This window comes from Paramagnetospirillum magnetotacticum MS-1 (genome assembly GCF_000829825.1).
In the GTDB taxonomy this organism is placed as follows: Bacteria; Pseudomonadota; Alphaproteobacteria; order Rhodospirillales; family Magnetospirillaceae; genus Phaeospirillum; species Phaeospirillum magnetotacticum.
Genome location: NZ_JXSL01000024.1, coordinates 37,591 through 61,179 on the forward strand (window position 1 = coordinate 37,591; position 23,589 = coordinate 61,179).

Genomic DNA, 23,589 nt, shown 5'->3' on the forward strand with positions numbered 1-23,589 from the left:
AATTTACTCTAGGCATTGAGCGAGATGGCGAAGATTCGGACCTGCGAAACTGATTTAAACCGGGGTGATTGGCTGCGCTGTCGGGCGAGCCAGGCCGAGTGCGAGGTGGTGAAGGGCAAAGCCAAGGCAGCAGGACTCGGGCTGAGTGATTTCATGCGGCGGGCCCTGCTCAGTCACCCGATTCGTGATCACAATGACCTTGCCCTCGTCGCGAGTATACGTGCGGTAGCAGCTCCACTAGCCGATCTCTGTGCCGATGTGCGTATGGCCATAGACCTGGGATTCCCCGACGACCTCAAGGGCATTGACGAGCGCCTAACCAACATCAATCAGGTCGCCCGTGATCTTCTTGAGGCGATCGCACGCTGGTGCATTGACCAGCGAAAGAGCACCTGATGCTGCCCAAGGTCGCCGAGCGCAATGTGGGCGAATCCAGTTTTGATGCCTTGATTCGCTATATCAGCGAAGCGGAAAAAACTCTGCCGCCGACCGGCGGGGAGCCACACATAGCATTTTCGGCGGCCGTTCTCGCGCGAAGCCCGGAAACCGCGGCCATCGAAATGAAGGCATTGGCGATGCAAGCCCGGTCAGACGCCGATCCTGTTTATCATTTCGTACTGGCCTGGGAAACCGAGACCTGCCCCTCTTGGCCGGAGATGATGGCGGCCGGGTGGATGATCCTCGATCTGATGGATCTTGGAGCGCATCTATGCGTATTGGCGGCTCACCACAATACGCAGCACGTCCATCTCCATTGCTCCGTGTGCCTGATCCACCCCCTATCCCTCAGGCCCGCAAGCATTTGGCAGGACTGGCCCCGGCTGCACCATGCCTGCCGCGTCGTGGAACTGGAATTTGGCTGGCCGCAAGACAGGGGATGTTACGAATCGGTCGAGATCGAAGGGCAGTCGGTGATCGTTCCAACAGTTCGTGTAGACTCGATGTCCAAACCGTCGCGGGGTGCCGTCCAGGCAGAGACCTGGAGCGGCAATTCGTTCCAAAAGTCTATTCGGAGACTCACTGGCGCGGTGGCCCACGTGCTCCAGCATGAAGGTGCGGGATGGTCAGAACTCCATGATCTGCTGGCAATGAATGGTGTCGGCCTGAGACCATGCGACGGCGGTGGGTTGCTGATCTCCCTTGCCGCCCGAGATGATCCCCGGCACCAGGCAAAGGCATCGTTATTGGGTAAGGCTGCGTCATGGCCTGCCCTGATCCGAAAGCTTGGAGAATTCGAATCTTCAACTGCGGCATCGGGCGCCGCCATCGACTTTCGCCAACCGCACGATCCTGCTCTCGAGCCACTTTGGAGGTTGTGGGCCTTGGAGCGCGGCAACGCTAGGCTAAACAAGGCGATGGCACCCTATCGTCGCGCGGTTCCGTTGCCTGTGGAGACCTCTTTCCGTATTTGGCTTGATGCAAGAGCCAAAACCGGCGATTCGGCATCGGTCCGAGCGCTGACACGTCTTTCGGCATTGGCCACCTCACTGGACGAAGGTGAAATCAATCTCCCTAATGTCAGACCTGCCCGCCCGGGAATCGATGGCACCATGCCCAGACTGGTCACCATCACAGGCTGTGGGTATCAGCGTCATCACGATGGCAGTATCGAGTATCGGTTACCACGGCACCTCGGATTCATTGACCATGGAGACAGGCTCGTCATCTACGACGTCTCTGAGCCGACGCTGACTCAGGCCCTAGATGTTGCACGTATCAAATGGCCTTCAGGGATCGAGACGTTCGGCGAACCATCGTTCATTCGGCGAGCTGCCCAGATTGCCCTCTCCGCTGGGATTTGTGTGAATAATTCCCCGATGTCGGACGATCCCGCGCTCGGCGCGCGCTTGTCCGAAAGTGAGCGCCGGTTCGCCATCAACATGATCGATCTAACGGAGATTCTGCCAAGGTATGGGTTCGTCCCCGACAATGATGCGGCCCCGGAGTCTGGGCTTCCATTCTCATTGCGCACAGCCGATGGCAGCCTCACCACCATATTCGTTCAAAGGAACACTGTCGGAATATGGCATTGGGTTCAATGGTCCTTTGACGCCCCATTCGGCCTCAGGAATGCGTCGGGAAATGCCGCGCACTTCCTCATCCACTTTGGGTTCGCGCACAACATGGCCGACGCAATGAAGCAACTGGACGAGGAAATCACGCTCCTCCAGGCCGATGCCATCCGCCAGTCCATGGCCATGCGACGCGATGAGGTCAGGCACGACCACACCTCGGCACGGCAGCAATGGACATCGGCTGATCCTTACGAGTTGCGCGGCTACTTGAAGGAAATGGGTATCACCGAAACGACCAAGGGCTGGGCCGGTGATGTCTGCCGCTGTGACGATCTCGGCTATGCTGTTTTCCAACGACGGGATGAACGTGGCCATTCGACGGGGTATGAACGCTATCACCATATCCGTCAGGATCGGTTGTCTGTAGGCGGAAGCCGGAATGGCATCATCGCCATGGGCGACACCCAGTCTCCGGAAAGGATCGTAATTTTTGACAATGCGGTATCCGCGCTGCAAAGCGCGCAGGCGGAGCAACTACCTGCCGCTACTCTATATGTCTCAACCGGTGGAGACGGCGAGAGCAAAGCCCTTCGCCATATGCTCGCCTGCCACCCCTCTGCACTCATTCAGGTCGTCGACAGCCCGTGGCTGTCAACCCGCCTGGAAGATGCCGGCCATTCCATAGAGCGCATTCCCGACACGACCATGGAACCGCATGTGCCAGGACCAATGGCTGCGACCGTCGAGGTCGCTTTCGCTCATGCAATGGCCTCAGATGAGGCTGAGATCACAACCGAAAGAATCGAATTCATTGGGGTTTTGGATGATGCGCTTATTCATCCCCAGCCGAATAGTGGGGATAACCAGATCAACGATCCTTGCCAGGAAGACGCCCGGTCAGACCTAAATGAAACTCTGTTGGATCCTGACGACTACCCAGCACCGTAGCCGCCCCCCCCAAAGCCCGAAGACGCGAGTGCCCCCCACTAATGACCTGGTTGGGCCGGAAGCGGACGGGCGGTAATGGGGGTGCGGTCGTGTATAGCAGACAATCGCAAGTTGAGCCGGATGTTGCGTTATCGGATAACGAAGTTTGGGACAGATCTGATCTCCATGACGCCTTCCGTCTCGCTGGACCTCAGCCCCAGGCTGGAAAACCAAATCGTCATCCGCCAATCGTTGTCGTCCATCCGTCTATGGTGTATCAATGATTGACTTTTTGGGTTGCCCTTTGGGGGTGCTATGTATGCACGCGGTTCGGAATGGCGCCGGTGGGACCTGCATGTCCACACGCCAGGCACGTTGCTGAACGACGGCTTCGGCGATAGGTGGGCAGACTACCTCGCCGCCGTCGAGGCTAGCCCCGTCGCCGTCGTCGGCGTGACCGACTACCTCACAATCCGCTCATACGTCCGGATGAAGGAGCACAAGGAGGCGGGAAGGCTCGGAAATGTCATCCTCCTGATCCCCAACATCGAATTCCGCATCTCCCCGAAGACGGCAAGGGGAAACGCGGTAAACATCCATCTACTCATCTCCCCTGACGATCCCGACCATGTCGATCGGATCGAGAACGCCCTGTCCTACCTGGTGTTCGAGGGCGCCTTCGAGGATAAATTCAAATGCCTGCCGGCCGATTTGGCCAAGCTCGGCAGGGAGACGGGCGGCGCCGACCTCGACCAGGAGGCTGCCATCCGGGCCGGGGCGAACGTCTTCAAGATCGAATTCGACGTGTTCAAGAAATGGTTCGAAGGCCAGCGATGGCTCCGTGAGAACTCCATCGTCGCGGTGGCGGCTGGCAACGACGGTCTGTCCGGCTTGCGGAAAGACGACGGTTGGAAGGCGGTGCATGACAAGCTGTCCCACTTCGTCCACGCCCTGTTCACCGCGACTCCGTCGGACCTGAAGTTCTGGCTCGGAAAGACTGGGAAGAAGGCAGCGGACGATATCCTTCGCCGATACGGGGGGCCAAAGCCGTGCATCCACGGGTGCGACGCCCATGACTTCGGAAGGCTCTTCGAGCCGGACGAGCAACGCTATTGCTGGATTAAGGCCGACCCCACCTTCGAAGGTCTCCGGCAGATTCTTTTTGAGCCCGCCGAACGCGTCCACATCGGACCCAGCTCTCCGGAGATAGCCCTTTCCAAGGCCAATCTGATCTCCTCCATCACCATCGCCGACTCCGACGGCTGGTTTCCCGAGGCGACCATCCCGGTCAATCCGGGCTTGGTGACGATCATAGGCAAGAAGGGGTCGGGCAAATCCGCTCTCGCCGAGATCGTCGCGGTCGCGGCTGAACAGCCTCCGTCGAAGAATGATCCCCGCAGCTTCCTCAAACGGGCGAAGGGGCACTTGAAATCGGCCACCGCCACCGTGAAATGGGCGGATGGTTCCGAGACGAAACAGGTGCTCCAGGCGGCCAACGGTTTTAGCGAACCGAGGGTCAGATACCTCTCCCAGAGTTTCGTCGAGGAGCTTTGCGGAGCCGAGGACGGCGCGGCGAAGCTGGCGTCGGAGATCGAAGCCATCGTCTTTGCGCATCTCGATCCGACCGAACGGCTGAACGCGTCGAACTTCGACGAGTTGCGGAAGCTGAAGGTCGAGCGGGTCGAGCGGCGCCGGCAGGACATCCAGTCGAGGATCGAATCCGCCACCAGGGTCTCCCAGGCCATCCATGAACGGAGGCTGACCCTGGACGACAAGAAGGCGCAGAAAAAGGCCCTCGAAGAGGAGCTCATCGCGCTGACCGCCCAGGTATCCGCCGGGGCGACCGACGCGGAGGCCAAGTTCGCGGAGGATATGGCTGCGCTCCAATCCGCGCTCGCCGAGGCCCAGGCGAAGGCTTCCAACGTGAAGCGGCGGATCGTGACGCTGGACGACGTCGCCGGGCGTGTGGAGGCTTTCCGCAGGGAGGCAGCGAGGTTCCTGAACGAAGTGTCGGTTTCGCTCAAGGCCGTCGGACTCGGCGAGGACGAGATCGGGGCGTTCAGGCCGACCTTCGCTGGCGATCCCGAAAGGATGATCGACGCCCGCAAGGCCGCGTTTGCGACCGAGCTTGCGGGCATCGAGGGCGAAGGCGACCCGCCCGCGGAAGGGACCATCCGTGCGACCTCCGCCGCGTTGGACTTGCTGGCTAAGCGGCAGTCCGACGACCACGCCCGCCGCACCCTGATCCAGACAGCTCAAGTCCGCATGTCGGAGATACGCGCCCAGGCGCAGCGTCTGGATACGGAGATCGGGCAGATCGAGACCGGGGATGCAGCGGCTTTGGAGGCCGCCCGTCAAGATCGCCTGGAAGCCTACCTGGAGCACTTCGATTCCCTCGACCAGGAAGCCCGCATTCTGGACGAACTCTACAAGCCGGTGCGCGAACGCCTCAGCCATGGGCGCGGAAACGAGCGCCAGCTTGAGTTCGAAATCCGGCGTCGGGTGGACGTCGAGGCGTGGCTCGAACGGGGAGAGGGGCTGGTGGATACCAGAAAGACCCTCGACTTCGGGAACATCAAGCGATTTGAGGATTTCGCCGCCTTTGCCCGCGAGGCGTTGGCGCCTGCATGGGAGGCTGGCGACAGGGAACTTGTCAAAACGGCTTTCGCCTTGCTCCTGACAGAAATCCGGACCCGCCCCCAGGGGGACGGCAGCTTCATGAAGAAGAACCGCACTTACACCGATTTCCTCGCCTGGCTTCATGAGGTCCAGCACATCAGCCTCAACTACGGCCTCGTATATCAGAAGACGCCGCTGGAAAAGCTGTCCCCCGGAACCAAGGGCATAGTCCTACTGATCCTGTATCTGGCGATGGTGCAGAACGAGCGCCGGCCGCTCATCGTCGACCAGCCGGAGGAAAACCTCGACAACGAGTCGATATTTGCGGACCTTGCAGCCTATTTCCGGGAGGCGAAGAACCATCGCCAGATCATTCTCATCACGCACAATCCCAACCTCGTGGTGAACACGGACGCCGAGCAGGTTGTCGTCGCCCACTGCGAACGGGGCGAGGACGGCCTTCCTTCGATGAGATATGTCAGCGGATCTCTGGAAAACGCGGCTCCGGACGAACCCGACATACGGGGGCAGGTCTGCCGGATACTGGAAGGTGGCGCCGAGGCATTCAGGAAGAGGGACGAGAGATACCGGCTCGGATGAAGGGGCTTGATGTAAGGGGTTTTCCGCGACATCGATGCGATCCCCTGAACGGCAAGATTGCGCGCGAAACCGACTTGAACGGGCCGAAAGCGGAAGGACAGCTCTTGGAGGCGGTGGCGGTTAAGCTGACATTCAATTGCATGCAACGTCACGGGAACCCCTTCTGGAAAATGTCAAGTTCCGCTCCGGTCGCCCTCGTGTGGCCCATCTGCTGTTGAAAAGCAGGCAACAGCTTCTGGTGTGGAACCAGAGGTGCTAGATTTGGCCGATCGCTGGGGGCCGAAATGACGCATTATGACGGGTTCTATTCCATTCTGTTTCGTGGCACGCATGACTTTGGCGTGGGGGTCATTGTGCTGAACAATGGCGCCATCGTTGGCGCGGATTCGGGCGGGGTGGCCTACGACGGGATCTTCTACGAGGACCCGGAAAGGCGTCGGGTCGTCCTGAAAATTACCGCTACCGTTCCGCCCGGCGTGGAGTTGGTGCAAGGGGTTCCTGCACAGCAGCGCCCCTATACCTTCAAAATCGAGGCGGCCGTCCCCGACGATCTTCGGCGCAGTGAGGCTGCCGCCGGGATTCAAACGCCATTTGGCCCGGTCAACGTCATCTTCCGCCGACTTCGATCACTGCTGCCGCACAGCCATGACTGAAACCATCAAGGCGCCATGCAGTACCTGCTTCGGTGAGCGCAACCACGAGATCCTTCTTGTCGTCGAGGTGCCGATCGCCAAGGTTGACGAGGAAGGCGTGGAGCGGAATGAGGTTCTCCAGTGCGCCGGATGCGAAACCGTTGTCCTCCGGCGAACTACGTCAACCAGGCGCCCAGGCGAGGATCAGGCCATCAATGTGAGGGAGGCTTATTTCCCCCCAACGACGTCGCGGCGGGTGCCGATCTGGCTGGACGATCTGGGGGACGACACCTCAAGGGATCTGCTTGAGCAGATCTATGTGGCGACGCAAAACGATCTGAATCGGCTGGCGGCCATGGGGATTCGCGCGCTTGTCGAGCACGTTATGGTGAAGGAGGTGGGGGACCAGGGGAGCTTCGGCATCAACCTTCGGGCATTCCACGAGGCAGGACACATCAGCGCAGCCGCGAAGGGGGTATTCGAGGTGATCCTGGAAGCTGGGCACGCCACCATGCACCGGGCATATGATCCCTCGGATCAGGATATCGACACCCTGCTGGATACGGTGGAGACCATGGTGGAACAGGTCTATATCCATCCGATCCGGGCCGAGGAGATGAAGGGGCGCATTCCACCGCGTCGCCGGTAGGGTGTCCCGGTGACGGCAAATTGCCCAGCCGGTGGCGCGGGACAAAGCCAAGTCCATCGCCGAGCTGTTGCCGGTGGCTCTCGATCGCCGGCAGCAGGTGGGTGCCCGCTAAGCCGGCGTTGGAATGTCGAAGACCAGTACAGCCAGGTGCAGTTCCCGGACATCATCGGTGTTTTGGCAAAACACGTAGCGGTACGATGTCGGCGATGCCGCGGGGAGTGCCCGTTTGAAGCTTGGGTGCTTTTCGGTAGCCGCCCGGATGGTTACCAGGACCTCAGAGAAATTCTTATTCCGATTGAAGATAATAATCGCTGCCTTGGTATCGCGCCACGTCAAGTACGAGAGCAACTGGTCGATGGTTGCCAGGTATCCTTTTTCTCCGTGCCAAAACTTGCATTCGCCGATAAAGACGTTTCTCTCGCCAGAACGAATGAGGATGTCCGTTTTTCCGGCGGCGTTGAATGTTTCTCCAGTCACAGAATCATAATGACTATTTAGAGGAACAAGGATGCTGTCGCGCAGTTCCTCTTCTCCGAACTTTGCAAATGTCGACGGGCTGCGTTCCAACATTACGGCCAGCCTGCCGATCACCTCAAGGATGTGCTCGAACTCGGCTATCTCCAGCACGGGCTCGGGCTTGAAAGGTTGCTTCGGGACCGGCGGCGGAGTGAGGTTGATCCTCTTCCGAACCTCGGGGGCGGCATAGGTCAATGCGTCGTCGGGCCGCCGCTTCATCGGCAGGCCAATGCCGGCCACAATATTGTGTTGCTCCATGAGGCGTTGCTTACGGTTAGCCAATACCTGTCGGGCAAAACTAGGCATCCGTCTATTCCAGGCGTCGAAGTCGCTCCTTAGGTAGCCCAGGTGTGCATTTATGTCTTTGATCAGCCTGTTCATATCGGCCTTGATGCGTTCGCCATCAAGTTTGACATCGGAAAAGCGCAAAATAACGGTGCCGTTTTCAACGGAAATCCTGGGCGGCGACATGGTGAAGGTGGAGCCCCGGACGTGGAAAAGATCGGGGTCGCCGGTATGAGGAACACCAATCACCACCTCGTGTCCCGGGACATGCTGTCCGCCCCGCCCATCGTGGAAACCGTAATCGAAGCGGTGACTGACGTCGATCTGGGTTTCGCCTTGGCGCTCGATGTAGGCCTCGTCAGCTTTAAACGTGGGGACATCCAACGTATATTTTTGGATGAGGTAGCCGAGGAGATCGTCTTCGGGGGTGGCGAGGACTTGATTGGCGGGGAACTTTTCGACCTCTTGCCGGATCAGGCCTTCGTAGGCGCTGATCATAGAAAAGCTGTCGCCTTTATTCCCCATAAGGAAGACGTCGCTGTGCCCCCGTATGCGCATGGTGTTCTCCGGCCAATGATGATGGCACTACCAGTGGTCAATATCACCATAGTAACATCTATAGGCTGTTGCAGCTTGAATCTTTCTATCCAATAATGGGGGGCGACCATGTCCACTTTCAAAGTTGTGCAGCCTCATGCCATACGTCTTGGGCGGGCGCAAACCGGTCGGAGCCGCGTGTGCAGCGCTGAGAATTAAAGCTACTTCTACCCATCCGGACAATGGCAGTGCAGAAAACAACATTCTTTCCACATGATGGACTCTCTCAACACAACTCAAATCGCCATACTGATTAGATTGAAACAGCGTGTGAATTTCATCATGACAACCCAGAACATTTTTTCTCAACTTTCACTCGGGCCAACATTTTCAAGCCATCTGATCGCGGTCCAGTTCACCGAGAACCCTGCCGCAAGCTTTGGTACCGATACGGCCATTGGGGCCGTGGTTCAGATGCCCCGCACAACGTCGGCGGCATTCACCTATATGACCGTGCGCCAGGCAGCTGACGAGCTCCAGGTCCAGCGCAAAACCGTTTATGAATGGATCAAGTCTGGCCTCGTGCGGGCTGGCATCCTGCCCGGCGGAACCGAATACCGGATCCACCGCGGTGACTGGGCCATCTTCCTGGATAGCTTGTTCACCCAGGGCGGACAGCTATCAGCTCGGCGGCCTTTGAAGCCTCCTTGCCCCACCATTGAGGAAGATCATGGCTCCTCCCCTCGCCTGCGGCTCAAGCCGGATTTCTTCACCCTGGGCGCCGAGGGCCGTCGGGCCGGAAAGAGCCTTTAGCGCATTTCAGGACAAACTCTGTCCTGAAATCTGTCCTGGAATCTGATTCATGCTACAATGGCGCCTTCACATCATGATGGAGGTCCGCCATGGGACGAGCATCGAAGCCACCACGGCTCGTAATAAGGGGAGCCAGCTGGTACATCGTCGATGAAGGCCAGAAGATCGCCTGCGGCACCCGCGACGAAGGCGAGGCTCGGCGCGCCCTGGCGCAATACGAAGCTGGCAAGGCAACAGCAAACCATCGCGCAAAGGCTGGCGTTCCATCGGCGAACGCAGATGTGCTGATCAAACACATCCTTGAGGGATATGAGGTCAGCCGCCTTAATGATCTGAAGAAGAAGAAAAATCGCGCGGTTTATGGTGAGACTCGGATCGCCCTTTTGAAGCAGGGGATTGACGAAGCCGAGGCACATACACAGGCCGACTTGGCCTCCAAACGGGCGGAAGCAGACGTCACCACCATCGGCAATGATCGCTTCGTCATGAAGCATTTGAAGGAATATTTTGGCCCATTGCGGCCCGGGCACATCAGCCAATCGGTGGTCGAGGAATACGCCATCCGCCGCCGGGACGCTGGCATCTCCCGGCGATCCACCGGCCAAGTTATCCGCAGAATTGCTGACGCAACAATTGAAAAAGAATTGGTAATCCTGCGCGCTGCCTTGCGCTGGGCCGAAAAAGATGACCGCATCCGTTGGCTTGCAGGTGTTGAAGCCCCGGCCTTCACCATGCCTGTGTCTGGCGCCCGGGCCCGGATCCGGTGGTTGACCAAAACCGAAGCGGCCAAGCTGATCGCCAGTTGCCACCTGCCCCATATCCGGTTGTTTTTCCGTATTGCCCTGGCGACTGGTGCCAGGAAGGAAGCAATCGAACAACTGCGGTGGGATCAGATCGATTTCGATCGGAACCTCATCGACTTCGGCCAAGTCGCGACTGACAACAACAAGAAGCGCCCGCTGATCCAAATGACTTCGGAAATCCGCAGGGAGCTTTGGAATGCTCAGCAGGTGGCTTGCTCCAACCATGTCATTGAATTTCGCGGCCGCTGCGCAGGTAACGTGAAAAAGTCCGTGCGCGCCGCCATCGAGAAGGCTGGGCTGAAGAGCGTCGATCCCACCGAGGACGTGGTTGGGCACATCATGAAGCATACTTTTGTCTCGTGGATGGTACAAAGCGGCAAGGCGTTCGAGGATATCGCCCTGATCCTTAATACCTCTGCCGCAACGCTGAGGCGCACTTATGCCCATGCCGACCTGACTGCGGCGGCTGACGTCGCCGATGCAGTGGCATTGGATGAGCATATTCAGCGGATTGAATGGCAGCCCACGACCGCCCTCCTCCTGTCCAAGGATGCGGCCGCCTGACATCACCCTTGTCCGGAAATCCAGGAATATCCGACTGATTGAATCAGGACAATTGTCCCGAAACTAGGTAAACACACGGCTCTAAACGGCACTCTACGGTCATCGCTAAAAATTGTAAGGGATTGAAGTTACAATCTATCGCCACCTTCACACGGGAGGGGTCGCAAGTTCAATCCTTGCATCGCCCACCATTTCCCCCCGGAACGCATCGACGATCACCGAATCTCGGCGCCGACAGCCCTGATCCGGCGCAGTCTCTCCTCCTCAGAAGCATCCTCGGGAATGCGGGACAGTTCCGCGAATCCCTTTCGGGTACAGCGGCGCTCGCCCCAGGGGATTGGCAGGCGGGGCAGACGCAAGGGCGAGACCACGCCCTCCACCCATCGTTCGAACAGCCTTAGACTGGCGCCATAGACCAGTTCCGACAGGCGCGTCATATCCGCATCGGGCGGAATGGCAAAGCTTTCCACATCGCAGATGATCCCGGAATCCGCCCGCGCCGCCATTTCGTGCAAAGTCGCGCCGAACTGGGTGACGCCGTCGTAAAGGGCAAAGCTGACCGGAGCCCAGCCGGGATAATCCGGCGGGCCGGGATGGATGTTATAGGCGCCGTAACCCAGGCCCTCCAGCGCCGCCACCGGCACGATCTCGGGAAAGAGAAAAGCCAAAAGCCGGGCCGAACCCAGTTCCGCAGGCAAGTCCTTCACCGAGGCGATCTCCATCACCCGGATCATGGGCTCGGCACGGCGCAGCCTGTCGGCCAGAACCGGGCGTTCGGCTTCTCCCGCCAGCAAAAGAATGGTATCGAGCATGGCACCCCGGCCTTTGTATTTCGCCATCATGCTACCCTGCCCGTGGAATCCGTCAAACGGCGTGTGCCAAGCTTGACGCGCCGAAGCCGCCTCTGCATTCTTCCGGCCTGGATTTCTTGCAGGCGTGACGCCGATGTTTCTTCTGATCGATAATTACGACAGCTTCACCTACAACCTCTGGCACTACCTGGGCGAGCTGGGGGCCGAGGTGGTGGTCAAGCGCAACGACGCGCTCACCGTCGATCAGGTCCTGGCCCTGCGGCCCCAGGGCATCGTCATTTCGCCCGGTCCCTGCGACCCCGACCGGGCTGGCATCTGCCTGGATCTCATCAAGCGCGCCGCCGGCATCATCCCGCTGTTCGGGGTCTGCCTGGGCCATCAGGCCATCGGCCAGGCCTTCGGCGGCAAGGTGGTGCGCGCACCCAAGCCCATGCATGGCAAGGTCGATACCATCACCCATAACGACACCGGCGTGTTCAAGGGCCTGCCCAGCCCGTTCCGCGCCACCCGCTACCACTCGCTGGTGGTGGAGAGGGAAAGCTTCCCCGACTGCCTGCAGGTCTCGGCCTGGGCGGGTGACGGGCTGGTCATGGGTCTGACCCATAAGGAACTGCCCATCTGGGGCGTCCAGTTCCATCCCGAAAGCATCGAGACCGAGCACGGCCACGCCATGCTGCGCAATTTCATCGACTTCACCACGACCCGAACCGGACAGGCCGCCTGATGAGTACCGCCCCCGTTACCCTTGCCCTGATGAAGGAAATCCTGGGCCGCATCGCCGTCGGCGCCAGCCTGTCCGAAACCCAGGCCGAGGAAGTCTTCGAAATCATCATGTCGGGCGACGCCACCCCGGCCCAGATCGGCGGGTTGCTCATGGGGCTGCGGGTCAGGGGCGAGACGGTGGAGGAGATCACCGGGGCGGCGCGCATCATGCGGGCCAAGGCCCTGAAGATCGAAGCACCGCCCGGCGCCGTGGACATCGTCGGCACGGGCGGCGACGAGGCCGGGACCTACAACATCTCCACCGCCGCCTCCTTCGTGGTCGCCGCCTGCGGCGTGCCCGTGGCCAAGCACGGCAACCGGGCGGTGTCGTCCAAATCGGGCGCCTCGGATGTGCTGACCGCTTTGGGCGTCAATATCGACGCCGATTTCGCTTTGGTGCGCGAAACCCTGTGGGAGAACAAGGTCGGCTTCCTGATGGCGCCGCGCCACCACAACGCCATGCGCCATGTGGCCGGTGCGCGGGGAGAATTGGGGACCCGCACCATCTTCAACCTGCTGGGGCCGCTGTCCAATCCGGCCGGAACCACCCGTCAGGTGGTGGGCGTCTTCGCCGAGCGCTGGGTCGAGCCGCTGGCCCGTGTGCTGGGCCGCCTGGGCGCCGAGCATGCCTGGGTGGTGCACGGCAGCGACGGCCTGGACGAACTGACCACCACCGGCCCCACCAAGGTGGCCGAGTTCAAAGGGGGAGAGGTCCGCCTCTTCACCGTGACGCCGGAGGAGGTGGGGCTCAAGCGCGCCGCCGCCGCCGATCTGAAGGGCGGAGATTCCGCCACCAATGCCGCCGCGCTCAAAGGCCTCCTCAAAGGGGAACAGGGAGCCTATCGCGATATCGTCGTGCTAAATTCCGCCGCCGCCCTGGTGGTGGCCGGAAAGGTCGGCAGCTTGAGCGAGGGTGCGCGCGCGGCGGAACAGGCCATCGATCGGGGCGAGGCCGAAGCCGTGCTTGACCGCATGATCGCCATCACCAACCGGACGGCCTGACACCATGAACGCCACCCCCACCATCCTCGACCGCATCTGCGCCGAAAAACGCAAACAGGTTGCCGAACAGAAGAGCCGACGCCCCATCCAGGAACTGCTGAAGCGCGCCCAGGATCAGGCGCCGCCACGCGGTTTCGCCGCTTCCCTGGACCGCAAGGTCGCCGAAATCGGCTGGGGCCTGATCACCGAGATCAAGAAGGCCTCGCCCTCGGCCGGTGTGATCCGCGCCGACTTCAAGCCGGAATTCCTGGCGCGCGCCTATCAGCGCGGCGGGGCCGCCTGCCTGTCGGTGCTGACCGATCAGAAGTTCTTTCAAGGCACCGACGCCGATCTGGGCGCCGCGCGCTCGGCCTGCGACATCCCGGTGTTGCGCAAGGACTTCATGGTCGATCCCTACCAGATCGTCGAAGCCCGCGCGCTGGGCGCCGATTGCGTCTTGCTGATCGTCGCCTCGCTGACCGATGCCGAGCTCAGCCAGATGGAAGACATCGCGCTCGGCTACGGCATGGATGTGCTGATCGAGGTCCATAACGAGGCCGAGCTGGAGCGGGCCTTGAAGCTCAAATCCCCGCTGATCGGCATCAATAACCGCGACCTCAAGATCATGAAGACCGATCTGGCCACCACCGAGCGTCTGGTCCCTCTGATCCCCGAGGGCAAGATCGTCGTCTCGGAAAGCGGCCTGGAAGGTCCTGGCGATCTGCGCCGCATGGCCGCCGTGGGTGTCCGGCGTTTCCTGATCGGCGAGGCCCTGATGCGTCGCCCCGATGTGGAACAGGCGGTCAAGATCTTGCTGGCTGGCGCGGGTCCGGCCACCTGATGGGCGCCCCCACGACCAAGGATGGCCTCACCCATTTCGACCCGGACGGCAATGCCGTCATGGTCGATGTCTCGGCCAAGGCGGAAACCGCCCGTGTGGCGGTGGCGCGTGGCTCGGTGGTCATGGCGCCTGAAACCCTGGCCCTGATCGCGGCGCGCGGCATGAAGAAGGGCGATGTACTGAGCGTCGCCCAACTGGCCGGGATCATGGGCGCCAAGCGCACCCCCGACCTGATTCCGCTCTGCCACCCGCTGGCACTGTCCTCGGTCGGCGTCGAGCTCAGCCTTGATACCGACGCCTCGGCCGTCCATATCGAAGCCACCTGCAAGCTGGTAGGACGCACCGGGGTTGAGATGGAGGCGCTGACCGCCGTCTCGGTGGCGGCGCTCACCGTCTACGACATGTGCAAGGCGGTGGATAAATCCATGCGCATCGAGAATATCCGCCTGATTCACAAATCGGGCGGCAAATCAGGCATCTACGAGGCCAAGGAATGATCTCCGTCGAGGTGGCGCGCGAAACCCTGCTGACCGGCATCAAGCCGGTGGGCACCGAGGTGATTTCCCTGTCCCAGGCCACGGGCCGCATCCTGGCCGAGGACCTGACGGCGCGCGTTTCTCATCCGCCGGTGGCGGTCTCGGCCATGGACGGTTATGCGGTCCGGGCCGAGGATCTGGCCCAGGTTCCTCATACCCTCCAGATGATCGGCCAATCCGCCGCCGGAGCCGCCTTCACCGGAACGGTGGGGCCTGGACAATGCATCCGCATCTTCACAGGCGCCCCGGTGCCTAAAGGCGCCGACGCCGTCATCATGCAGGAGAACACCCGCCGGGACGCCGAGCGCATCGAGATCCTGACCTCCGCTCCTGCGGGCCGCCATGTGCGCCCCGCCGGTCTCGACTTCGCGGCTGGCGACATGCTGATTCCGGCGGGAACGGTCATGGGCGGGCGCACCGTCGGTCTGGCGGCGGCCATGAACATTCCCAACCTGCTGGTGCGCCGCAAGCCCCGTATCGCCATCCTGTCCACCGGTGACGAGATCGTCCTGCCCGGTGATCAGCCCGGCCCCTCCCAGATCGTCGGCAGTAACGGCCCCGGTCTGGCCGCCATGGTCACCGCGCTGGGCGCCGAGGCCATCCATCTGGGCATCGCCAAGGACACCCGGGATTCGCTGGACACCATGATCAAGGCGGCGGCGGGCGCCGATATGCTGGTCACCACGGGCGGCGCCTCGGTGGGCGACTATGATCTGGTGCAGGACGCGCTGAAGAGCGCGGGCATGAATCTCGGCTTCTATCAGGTGGCCATGCGGCCGGGAAAGCCGCTGATGTTCGGCGACATGAAGGGCATTCCCGTTCTCGGCCTGCCGGGCAATCCGGTCTCGTCCATGGTCTGCGCCATCATCTTCCTCGAGCCCGCCATCCGGGCACTGACCGGGCGGTCCACCGTCACCCAGGCCATCAATGCCCTGCTGGGCCGCGATCTGCCGCCCAATGACGCCCGCATGGAATTCATGCGCGGCACCCTGGAACGCACCGATGACGGTCTGGTGGTGGCCCTGCCCTTCGAACAGCAAGACAGCGCCGTCATCTCGGGATTGGCGCGGGCCACCTGTCTGGTGGTGCGCCCCCCCCATGCCCCCACCGCCCAGATGGGCGACATGGTGCAGGTCATTCCGCTGCCCGCCGTTCTCTGAGTTCCCCAGGCTCTTAGGGAAACAAAACGGAATCATCCGTGCAAATTCCCCTTGACCATCAGGAGGAACGCGAATAGAACAAAAGCAGATGGTTTGTTCTTTGTTCCCGGAACAGACTCACGGAAGGGGGAAAACCGCGATGCTGACCCGCAAGCAATATGAATTGTTGATGTTCATCGACGAACGGCTTCGCGCCACCGGAATTTCCCCCTCCTTCGACGAGATGAAGGACGCACTGGACCTCAAGTCCAAGTCGGGCATCCATCGCCTGATCACCGGGTTGGAGGAACGCGGCTTCATCCGCCGCCTCGCCCACCGCGCCCGCGCCCTGGAAGTGGTCCGCCTGCCGGAAAACCGCCATGACCAGACCCTGCCGCCACCCGCAAAGGCCTTTGCCCCCAATGTGATCAAGGGCGGCTTCGCCAGCCAGCAATTGGTGGGCGCGCCGGTGGCCGTGCCGTCGGACTCGGTCAGCCTGCCGCTTTACGGCAAGATCGCTGCCGGTACCGCCATCGAGGCGCTGAGCGATCACTCCCGCAGCATCGACATCCCCGCCTCCATGCTGGGCAGCGGCAATCACTACGCGCTCACCGTCGAGGGCGATTCCATGATCGAGGCTGGCATCAATGACGGCGACACCGTGGTCATCCGCTCCTGCGACAGCGCCGAAACGGGAACCATCGTGGTCGCCCTGGTGGACGACACCGAGGTGACGCTGAAGCGCCTGCGCCGCAAGGGCACCTCGGTCGCCCTGGAACCCGCCAACAAGGCCTATGAGACCCGCGTCCTGCCCCCCGACCGGGTCAAGGTCCAGGGCCGCCTCGTCGGCCTGCTTCGGAGCTACTGAAATGGGAAGCTTTCGCCCCCTTCGCTTCGGCTTCACCGCCGATGGCAATCCGGCCCAGGACGGCCGCGCCGAGATGAGCGTCACCTATCTGGGCCGCGTCTCGCGCCGCCAGGCCGAGGCCGACGCAAGGCGCAGATTCGAGGAATGGTCCCGTCTGGGCAATTCCCTGTCCCGCCTGCGCGGCGCCAATCAGGTCGTGCTGGGGTAGTTTCTGTGGGCTCCGCCCACGCCCGCAAAGGGCCCAAGGCCCTTTGATCCCCTTGGATTATTGGGAATGGGTCGAGGGACTTAGAGCTTGTCTGAAGCAAGCTGAATCAACACCATTTCACCGTCATCCCGGCCTTGAGCCGGGATCCAGGGGGAGCAACATCAAGCGTTACTGCTCGCGACTCCTGGGTCCCGGGTCGAGCCCGGGACGACGAGGCAAAGTGGTACAGCCTCAAGTCGGGCAGACTAAAAAGACACGACGCGACAGGTCCCCGGCGGGTGCAGGGCAGCACTCCGCGGCCTTTTCTTTCATCTTCAAAGCAAAGCCCCCCGGACCATGCGATCCGGGGGGCCTTTTCTTCAGCCGATCCTACTTCCCGAACAGGCCCTTGACCGCACCGGCCGCGTCGCCGGGAACCAGGGCCTTGGCCTTGTCGCCGACCCCACCCAGCAGATTACCGAAGCTGGTGGCGGATTTCAGCGCGCCATTGACCAGGGAATCCATGACCTTCTGGGCCACCTGGGCGGAAGAAGCGCCGCCCGAATCCTTGCCGATATTGGTCAGCACGATATCGCCCAGCTTGGCCGTGCCCTCGGCGCCGGGAATGCCGCCCGCCGCCAACTTGACCTGACCGCCGGTGATGGCCAGACGCTCAATGACCAGCTTCTTTTCTTCGTCCTTGGAAGCAGTCTTGGCGGGTTCGGCCTTGGCATCGCTGCCGCCATGCTTGGCGGTGAAGGCCTTCACGTTCTTCTGAATGGCGTCGATATTGCTGCCGCCTGAGGCCATCTCATAGGCCACGAAGGGCGAGGCCACGGTGATGTCCTTGACCACGATGGGGTTCTTGTTGAGCGAACCGGTATCGAGCGCCAGGGCGATCTCGCCCAGCCGGATGGCGGGATCCGACGAGAAACCGGGCGGATTGGCGACCGTCAGGCCCGCGATGGAGCCCTTGCCCTCGGACAGCGAGATTTTCACCGCGCCGACGGAAACCTTCACCCCGGTCACCTGGGAGCCCACATCCTCGATCACCTTCTTGACGATGGAGTCCAGCGACGACAGCAGGAACACCGCCGCCCCGATGATCACCGTCACCACAACACCGGCACCAATAAGCAGCTTACGCATGGAAAGCCCCCGACCATGATTAACGAGCGCTCAGTGTGAGCCGGGGCGCCGGGAATGTCGATAGGGCTAAGGACCGAGCCTCCCCGGCGTTAACTGCAGGGCCCGGCCCTGCACCCGCCAGGGACTTAGTCCCTGGACCCCATTCCGATGAAGGGGATCAAAGGGCCCAAGGCCCTTTGCGGGTGTGGGCGGAGCCCACAAAGACCTTAAACGTTAGGCGGCTCCCTACATCTGCGCCAAGCTGCCCCGCAGTTTGAAGCGCTGGATCTTGCCGGTGGCGGTCTTGGGAAGCGCCTCGACGAATTCGATCCAGCGGGGGTATTTGTAGGGCGCCAGCTTGGCTTTGACATAGGCCTGAAGCTGTTCCTTCAGGACTTCCGAGCCGGTCTCGCCGGGCGCCAGGACCACGAAGGCCTTGGGCTTGACCAGGCCTTCGGCGTCGGCCTCGCCGACCACGGCGGCTTCCAGAACCATTTCGTGGGAGATAAGCGCGGCCTCCACCTCGAAGGGCGAGACCCAGATGCCGCCGACCTTCAGCATGTCGTCGCCACGACCGGCATAGCGGTAATAGCCGTCTTCATCCACGTAGTATTTGTCACCCGTATGGGTCCATTCGCCACGGAAGGTCTTGAGCGACTTTTCGCGCTGGTTCCAATAGGCCACCGCCGAGCTGGGACCGCGCACCACCAGTTCACCCATCTCGCCCTGAGGAACTTCGTGCCCGTCATCGGTGCAGATCTTGAGATCGTAGCCCGGCACCGGCTTGCCCGACGTGCCGTAGCGGACCTCGCCATGGCGATTGGACAGGAAGATGTGCAGCATTTCAGTAGAACCCAGACCGTCGAGAATGGCGGCGCCGAAGCGTTCCTCCCAGCGGCGGCCCACATCCTCGGGCAAGGCTTCGCCCGCCGAGACGCAGGCGCGCAGGCGGGTGGACGAGGTTTCGCGCTTGTACTGCGGATCGGCCAGGATGGTGCCGTACAGGGTGGGCACGCCGTAGAAGATGGTGGGCTGATGATCTTTGAGGATCTTCATCACCGCTTCGGGGGTGGGACGATCCTTCAGCAGCACCGAAGTGGCGCCCACATGCAGCGAGAAGGTCATGCCGTTGCCCAGGCCATAGGCAAAGAACAGCTTGGCCGCCGAGAAGGTGACGTCGTCCTCGCGGATGCCCAGGACCTGCTGGCCGTAATGAACGGCGGTGGCGGGCAGGTCGCGCTGGAGGTGAACGGCGCCCTTGGGCGCGCCGGTGGAACCCGAGGAGTAAAGCCAGAAGGCCACATCATCGCGGGTGGTCTCGGCGGTCTTGAGCTTGGGCTCGGCGGCCGCCATCAGGTCGGAGAGCAGCCTGTGGCCATGGCCGTTCTTGCCCGAGATGATCACATGTTCCAGCGTGGGCAGATCAGGCAGGATGGGCTCGACCTTGTCGAACAGCTCCTCGCTGATCACCAGGACGCGGGCGCGGGAGTCCGACAGCATGTAGCCGTAATCGCCGGTGGTCAGCAAGGTGTTCAGCGGAATGGGGACAATCCCCGCCTTGATGGCGCCCCAGAACACCGAGGGAAAATCCACGGTGTCGAGCATGATCATGGCGATGCGGTTCTCCATGTGCAGGCCCAGACCTTTGAGCGCATTGCCCGCCCGGTTCACCTTCTCGGCCAACTGGCCATAGGTGTGGCTGCCATCCGCATCGACGAAGGCCACCTTGTCGGCCCGACCGTCCTTGATGTGGCGGTCGATGAACCAGGTGGCGGCGTTATAATCGCGCGGAATGTCGAGCGCATGCTCGGACGAGGCATTGGGGGACGTCATGACGTATTCTCCTTCCTCTCAATCATTTTGCGACTGCTTTGTCGGTCACAATCCGATATGCCGTTCGAGTATGCTCGAATCGCTTTTCAGTTGCTGTGGGCCGCCATCGAACACCACCTCGCCCTTGACGAGGATGACATGACGGTCGGCGAGGTCCAAGAGGACCCCCACATTCTTGTCCACCACGATGGTGGCGATGCCGGTTTCCTTGACATGGCGCACCACCCGCCAGATTTCGCGGCGGATGAGCGGGGCTAAGCCCTCGGTGGCCTCGTCCAGGATCAGCAGATGGGGATTGGTCATGAGCGCGCGGCCGATGGACAGCATCTGCTGTTCGCCACCCGACAGATGGGTGCCCAGATTGTCCAGACGCTCGGCCAGACGGGGAAAGGTCTCCAGCACCCGCTCATAGGTCCAGTCGTCCCGCCCGTCCACGCCCTTGCGCGCCGCCATCACAAGATGCTCGCGCACGGTGAGGTTATGGAACATGCCGCGTCCTTCGGGGACATAGGCGATGCCACGGCGGATGATGGCCGAGGTCTCCTGGCCGGTCACATCCTTGCCCCGGACCGAAACCTTACCCTGGCGGGGAGTGACGATGCCCAGCAGGCTTTTCAGCAGCGTGGACTTTCCCATGCCGTTGCGGCCCATCAGCGCCAGAGTTTCGCCCTCGCCGACGCGGAAATCCACGCCATGCAGGATATGACTGGCGCCGTAATAGGTGTGCAGGCCGGAAGCCTCGAGGAAGAGTTCCATCAATAGGCCTCCGCCCCGTCGCCGAGATAGGCGTCCTGCACTGCCTTGCTGGCGCGGATCTGGTCCAAGGGCCCGCTTTCCAGCAAGGTGCCGTTGACCATCACCGACAGCACCTTGGCGATGGCGAAGACCGCGTCCATGTCGTGTTCGATGAGGATCAGGGTATAGCTGCGGGCCAGATCCTGCAGCAGACGGACCATGCCCTCGGATTCCTCCTTGCCCATGCCAGCCAGGGGCTCGTCGAGGACCAGAACCTGGGGCGCGGTGGCCAGAACCATGGCGATCTCCAACTGACGCTGCTCGCCATAGGACATGGTCCCCGCCATGCGCCCCGCCCTGGACGCCAGCCCGGCCCGCTCCAGGGCCTCGGACGCCCGGGCGGACACCTCGCGATAGGCGGCGGCGGGGCGCAGGAAGCGCATGGAATGGGGCAGCAGCGACTGCGCCGCCAGACGGCAATTCTCGAAGCAGGTGAAGCTGGGGAAGATATTGGTCTTCTGGTACGACCGCCCGATGCCCAGCCGCGCCACTTTGTGGGCGGGCAAGCGGGTGATGTCCGAGCCCTTGTACATCACATGGCCGCCCGAGGCGGGGAGATGCCCGGTCAGCAGGTTGACGAAGGTGCTCTTGCCCGCACCGTTAGGACCGATGATGGCGTGGGCCTCGCATTCCTTGAAGCCGATGGAGACCGCATTGACCGCGATCAGGCCGCCGAAGGACTTGGTCAGGCCCTTGGTCTCGAAAAGGAAGGGAGAGACGCTCATGGCTCGCCCTCCCCTTTCTTGGCCGGTTCTGTTTGTCCCTCAAGCGCCGGGCGGTCGCTCTCGCTCCCTTGGCTCCTCCGCTGCGCTTCGGGCGCCTCATTGGCGCCGCGCTCGGCCAAGGCCTCACTCGTTCCACACCACTGCAAAAGCAGGCCCGCCACGCCCTTGGGCAGGGCGAGGACAATGGCGATGACCAGCGCGCCCATGGGTAGCAGCCAGTGCTCGGTCACCGCTTCCAGACCGAAATGGGCCAGTTCCAGGATGAAGGCTCCCAGGACGGGACCGAACAGGGTGCCCATGCCGCCCAGGATGACCATGACCAGCACATGGCCCGACTGATGCCAACCCAGCATGGCGGGACTGACGAAGCCATATTGGGTGGCGGCCAGGAATCCGGCCAACCCGGCCAGGGCGCCCGCGATGGTGAAGGCCACCAGTTTGTAGGCGGTGGGATTGAAGCCCAGGCCTCGCACCCTGCCCTCGTTGACGCCAATGGCGGCCAGGACACGGCCGAAGGGCGAGGCCAGCACCACGCGCAGTAACGCATAGACCGCCACCAATGCGCCCAGCACGGTGAAGAAGAAGGCCTGCTTGTTCTCCAGATTGATCAGGGTGAGGCCAAAGGCCTCGACGCTGGGCTTGACGTAGATGTAAGCCCCGTCCGATCCCCCCGCCAGCTTGGAATCGTTGAAGAAATAATAGCCCATCTGGCCGAAGGCCAGGGTCACCATGATGAAGTAGATGCCAGCGGTGCGAATGGCTAGAAAGCCCACCACCGCCGAGGCCGCAGCGACAACGGCCATTGTGGCGGGCAGCGCCACCCAGACATTGGCCGCCTCGTATTGCGGGCTCAGTATTGCCAGCATATACCCGCCCAATCCGAAGAAGGCGGCATGGCCAAGACTGACCAGCCCGGCCACGCCGACCAGCAGGTCGAGGCTCATGGCCAGGATGGCCAGGATCATGATGCCGGTCAGCTTTTGCAGCAGGAAGGCGTATTTGGCGCTAAAGGCCAGCGGCCCCCAGACCGGAAACAGGGCCAGGACCGCCAGGGCCAGCAGCAGGATCAGGGACAGCCGCCGGGTCATGCGAACAACCCTCTCGGCTTCCACAACAGCACCGCCGCCATGACGCCATAGACGGTGAAGCTGGCGAAATCGGGAACGAAGACCTTGCCGAAAGTGTCGGCCAGACCGATCAACATGGCGCCGAGAAAGGCGCCCTTGATGGAGCCCACGCCGCCGATCACCACCACCACGAAACACAGGATCAGGACGGAATCGCCCATGCCCGGCGCCACCGAGGTGATGGGGGTCGAGATGGCGCCTGCCAGCCCGGCCAGGGCGGCGCCCAGAGCGAAGACCACGCCGAACAGCAGCTTCACATTGATGCCCAGCGCCGCCACCATGTCGCGGTTCGACGCACCCGCCCTCACCCACATGCCAAAACGGGTCCGCGTGATCACCAGATACATGGCCACCGCCAGCACGGCGCAGACGCCCGAAAGCATCAGGCGATAGACGGGATAGGACAAGGTATCGGTCAGCCGGATGGACCAGTTGAGCGCGGCGGGCACCGTCACGCCGTGCACATCGGCGCCCCAGATCATGCGGGTCGCCTCGTTGAAGATGAGGATCAGGCCATAGGTCAGCAACACCTGATCCAGATGGTCGCGGCGGTAAAGGGTGCGGACCAGCAGGGCCTCGATCACATAGCCGATGGCGGCGGAAATGGGCAGTGACAGCACGACCGCCGCCGTCAGGCTGCCCGTGGTCCGGGCCAGCCAATAGGCCAGATAGGCACCCAGCATATAGAAGGCGCCGTGGGCCAGATTGATGATGCCCATGATGCCGAAGATCAGGGTCAGCCCCGAGGCGACCAGGAACAGCAGCAGCCCGTACTGGACGCCGTTCAGCACCTGAATCAGAAAAAACCAGAAATCCATCGTGGCTCCAGACCGCCAGAAACCGACCAGCTCTTGAACGCCCTTTCTCGTCACCCCCGCGCAAGCGGGGGTCCATG

The 23,589-nt window shown here is 61.9% G+C and carries 22 protein-coding genes; 14 read left to right on the forward strand and 8 right to left on the reverse strand.

The annotated features are described in order from the left end of the window. Positions 1-24: 24 nt before the first annotated feature. The 5 genes from CCC_RS06905 to CCC_RS06925 all read left to right on the forward strand — a co-directional run bounded on the left by CCC_RS06905 (position 25) and on the right by CCC_RS06925 (position 7,442). Complete coding sequence (locus CCC_RS06905) at positions 25-396, forward strand: plasmid mobilization protein (protein WP_152619723.1); 372 nt, start codon at positions 25-27, stop codon at positions 394-396. Further along, on the forward strand, positions 396-2,963 hold the full coding sequence (locus CCC_RS06910; protein WP_041040507.1) for a relaxase/mobilization nuclease domain-containing protein: 2,568 nt from the start codon (positions 396-398) through the stop codon (positions 2,961-2,963). Before CCC_RS06905 ends, CCC_RS06910 begins: the two co-directional genes overlap by 1 nt. A 294-nt stretch (positions 2,964-3,257) precedes the next feature. Further along, entirely contained in the window at positions 3,258-6,161 is a 2,904-nt protein-coding gene (locus CCC_RS06915; RefSeq protein ID WP_041040509.1) for a TrlF family AAA-like ATPase, read from the forward strand. 284 nt (positions 6,162-6,445) lie between these two features. Next, on the forward strand, positions 6,446-6,814 hold the full coding sequence (locus CCC_RS06920; protein WP_009866524.1) for a hypothetical protein: 369 nt from the start codon (positions 6,446-6,448) through the stop codon (positions 6,812-6,814). Next, complete coding sequence (locus CCC_RS06925; RefSeq protein WP_052472980.1) at positions 6,807-7,442, forward strand: DUF4145 domain-containing protein; 636 nt, start codon at positions 6,807-6,809, stop codon at positions 7,440-7,442. Before CCC_RS06920 ends, CCC_RS06925 begins: the two co-directional genes overlap by 8 nt. Before the next feature lie 108 nt (positions 7,443-7,550). Here CCC_RS06925 and CCC_RS06930 read toward each other — a convergent pair whose 3' ends face one another. Next, complete coding sequence (locus CCC_RS06930; RefSeq protein ID WP_041040511.1) at positions 7,551-8,801, reverse strand: hypothetical protein; 1,251 nt, start codon at positions 8,799-8,801, stop codon at positions 7,551-7,553. A 321-nt stretch (positions 8,802-9,122) separates the two neighbouring features. Here CCC_RS06930 and CCC_RS06935 point away from each other — a divergent pair, with 321 nt between their 5' ends. Beyond that, positions 9,123-9,593 (forward strand): helix-turn-helix domain-containing protein, encoded by a 471-nt coding sequence (locus tag CCC_RS06935; RefSeq protein ID WP_160295525.1) that lies wholly within the window; start codon positions 9,123-9,125, stop codon positions 9,591-9,593. Positions 9,594-9,682: 89 nt separating this feature from the next. Then, the gene (locus CCC_RS06940) at positions 9,683-10,960 is read left to right on the forward strand and encodes a site-specific integrase (protein ID WP_041040514.1); all 1,278 of its coding nucleotides are present in this window, start codon (positions 9,683-9,685) and stop codon (positions 10,958-10,960) included. 215 nt (positions 10,961-11,175) lie between these two features. On the opposite strand, the gene CCC_RS06945 is transcribed toward CCC_RS06940, so the two are convergent. Beyond that, positions 11,176-11,772 (reverse strand): formyltransferase family protein, encoded by a 597-nt coding sequence (locus CCC_RS06945; protein WP_041040569.1) that lies wholly within the window; start codon positions 11,770-11,772, stop codon positions 11,176-11,178. 133 nt (positions 11,773-11,905) lie between these two features. Here CCC_RS06945 and CCC_RS06950 point away from each other — a divergent pair, with 133 nt between their 5' ends. The 7 genes from CCC_RS06950 (at position 11,906) to CCC_RS06980 (ending at position 17,107) form a co-directional block, all read left to right on the forward strand. After that, entirely contained in the window at positions 11,906-12,496 is a 591-nt protein-coding gene (locus CCC_RS06950; protein ID WP_009869674.1) for an anthranilate synthase component II, read from the forward strand. Then, on the forward strand, positions 12,496-13,536 hold the full coding sequence (gene trpD, locus CCC_RS06955) for an anthranilate phosphoribosyltransferase (protein ID WP_009869675.1): 1,041 nt from the start codon (positions 12,496-12,498) through the stop codon (positions 13,534-13,536). The genes CCC_RS06950 and trpD overlap by 1 nt, the downstream gene beginning before the upstream one ends. Before the next feature lie 4 nt (positions 13,537-13,540). Next, positions 13,541-14,356 carry an indole-3-glycerol phosphate synthase TrpC gene (gene trpC, locus CCC_RS06960; RefSeq protein WP_009869676.1) on the forward strand — a complete coding sequence of 272 codons (816 nt, stop codon included), beginning with the start codon at positions 13,541-13,543 and terminating at the stop codon, positions 14,354-14,356. Further along, positions 14,356-14,853 (forward strand): cyclic pyranopterin monophosphate synthase MoaC, encoded by a 498-nt coding sequence (gene moaC / locus CCC_RS06965; RefSeq protein ID WP_009869677.1) that lies wholly within the window; start codon positions 14,356-14,358, stop codon positions 14,851-14,853. Before trpC ends, moaC begins: the two co-directional genes overlap by 1 nt. Continuing rightward, the gene (locus CCC_RS06970) at positions 14,850-16,052 is read left to right on the forward strand and encodes a molybdopterin molybdotransferase MoeA (RefSeq protein WP_009869678.1); all 1,203 of its coding nucleotides are present in this window, start codon (positions 14,850-14,852) and stop codon (positions 16,050-16,052) included. Before moaC ends, CCC_RS06970 begins: the two co-directional genes overlap by 4 nt. A gap of 139 nt (positions 16,053-16,191) precedes the next feature. After that, complete coding sequence (gene lexA / locus CCC_RS06975; RefSeq protein WP_009869679.1) at positions 16,192-16,899, forward strand: transcriptional repressor LexA; 708 nt, start codon at positions 16,192-16,194, stop codon at positions 16,897-16,899. A 1-nt stretch (position 16,900) separates the two neighbouring features. Then, positions 16,901-17,107 carry a hypothetical protein gene (locus tag CCC_RS06980; RefSeq protein ID WP_009869680.1) on the forward strand — a complete coding sequence of 69 codons (207 nt, stop codon included), beginning with the start codon at positions 16,901-16,903 and terminating at the stop codon, positions 17,105-17,107. Between the two features lie 369 nt (positions 17,108-17,476). On the opposite strand, the gene CCC_RS06985 is transcribed toward CCC_RS06980, so the two are convergent. The 6 genes from CCC_RS06985 to CCC_RS07010 all read right to left on the reverse strand — a co-directional run bounded on the left by CCC_RS06985 (position 17,477) and on the right by CCC_RS07010 (position 23,512). Further along, positions 17,477-18,235: an AsmA family protein gene (locus CCC_RS06985; RefSeq protein ID WP_041040517.1), complete on the reverse strand. Its 759-nt coding sequence runs from the start codon at positions 18,233-18,235 to the stop codon at positions 17,477-17,479. A 225-nt stretch (positions 18,236-18,460) separates the two neighbouring features. Continuing rightward, a complete protein-coding gene (locus tag CCC_RS06990; protein WP_009869682.1) occupies positions 18,461-20,047 on the reverse strand; it encodes a benzoate-CoA ligase family protein in 1,587 nt (528 codons plus the stop codon). Between the two features lie 45 nt (positions 20,048-20,092). Beyond that, positions 20,093-20,803, reverse strand: a complete 711-nt coding sequence (locus CCC_RS06995) for an ABC transporter ATP-binding protein (RefSeq protein ID WP_009869683.1) — start codon at positions 20,801-20,803, stop codon at positions 20,093-20,095. Then, positions 20,803-21,567 (reverse strand): ABC transporter ATP-binding protein, encoded by a 765-nt coding sequence (locus CCC_RS07000; protein WP_009869684.1) that lies wholly within the window; start codon positions 21,565-21,567, stop codon positions 20,803-20,805. The genes CCC_RS06995 and CCC_RS07000 overlap by 1 nt, the downstream gene beginning before the upstream one ends. Continuing rightward, complete coding sequence (locus CCC_RS07005) at positions 21,564-22,655, reverse strand: branched-chain amino acid ABC transporter permease (protein WP_009869685.1); 1,092 nt, start codon at positions 22,653-22,655, stop codon at positions 21,564-21,566. Before CCC_RS07005 ends, CCC_RS07000 begins: the two co-directional genes overlap by 4 nt. Continuing rightward, positions 22,652-23,512, reverse strand: a complete 861-nt coding sequence (locus CCC_RS07010) for a branched-chain amino acid ABC transporter permease (RefSeq protein WP_009869686.1) — start codon at positions 23,510-23,512, stop codon at positions 22,652-22,654. The genes CCC_RS07005 and CCC_RS07010 overlap by 4 nt, the downstream gene beginning before the upstream one ends. Between the last annotated feature and the right edge of the window lie 77 nt (positions 23,513-23,589).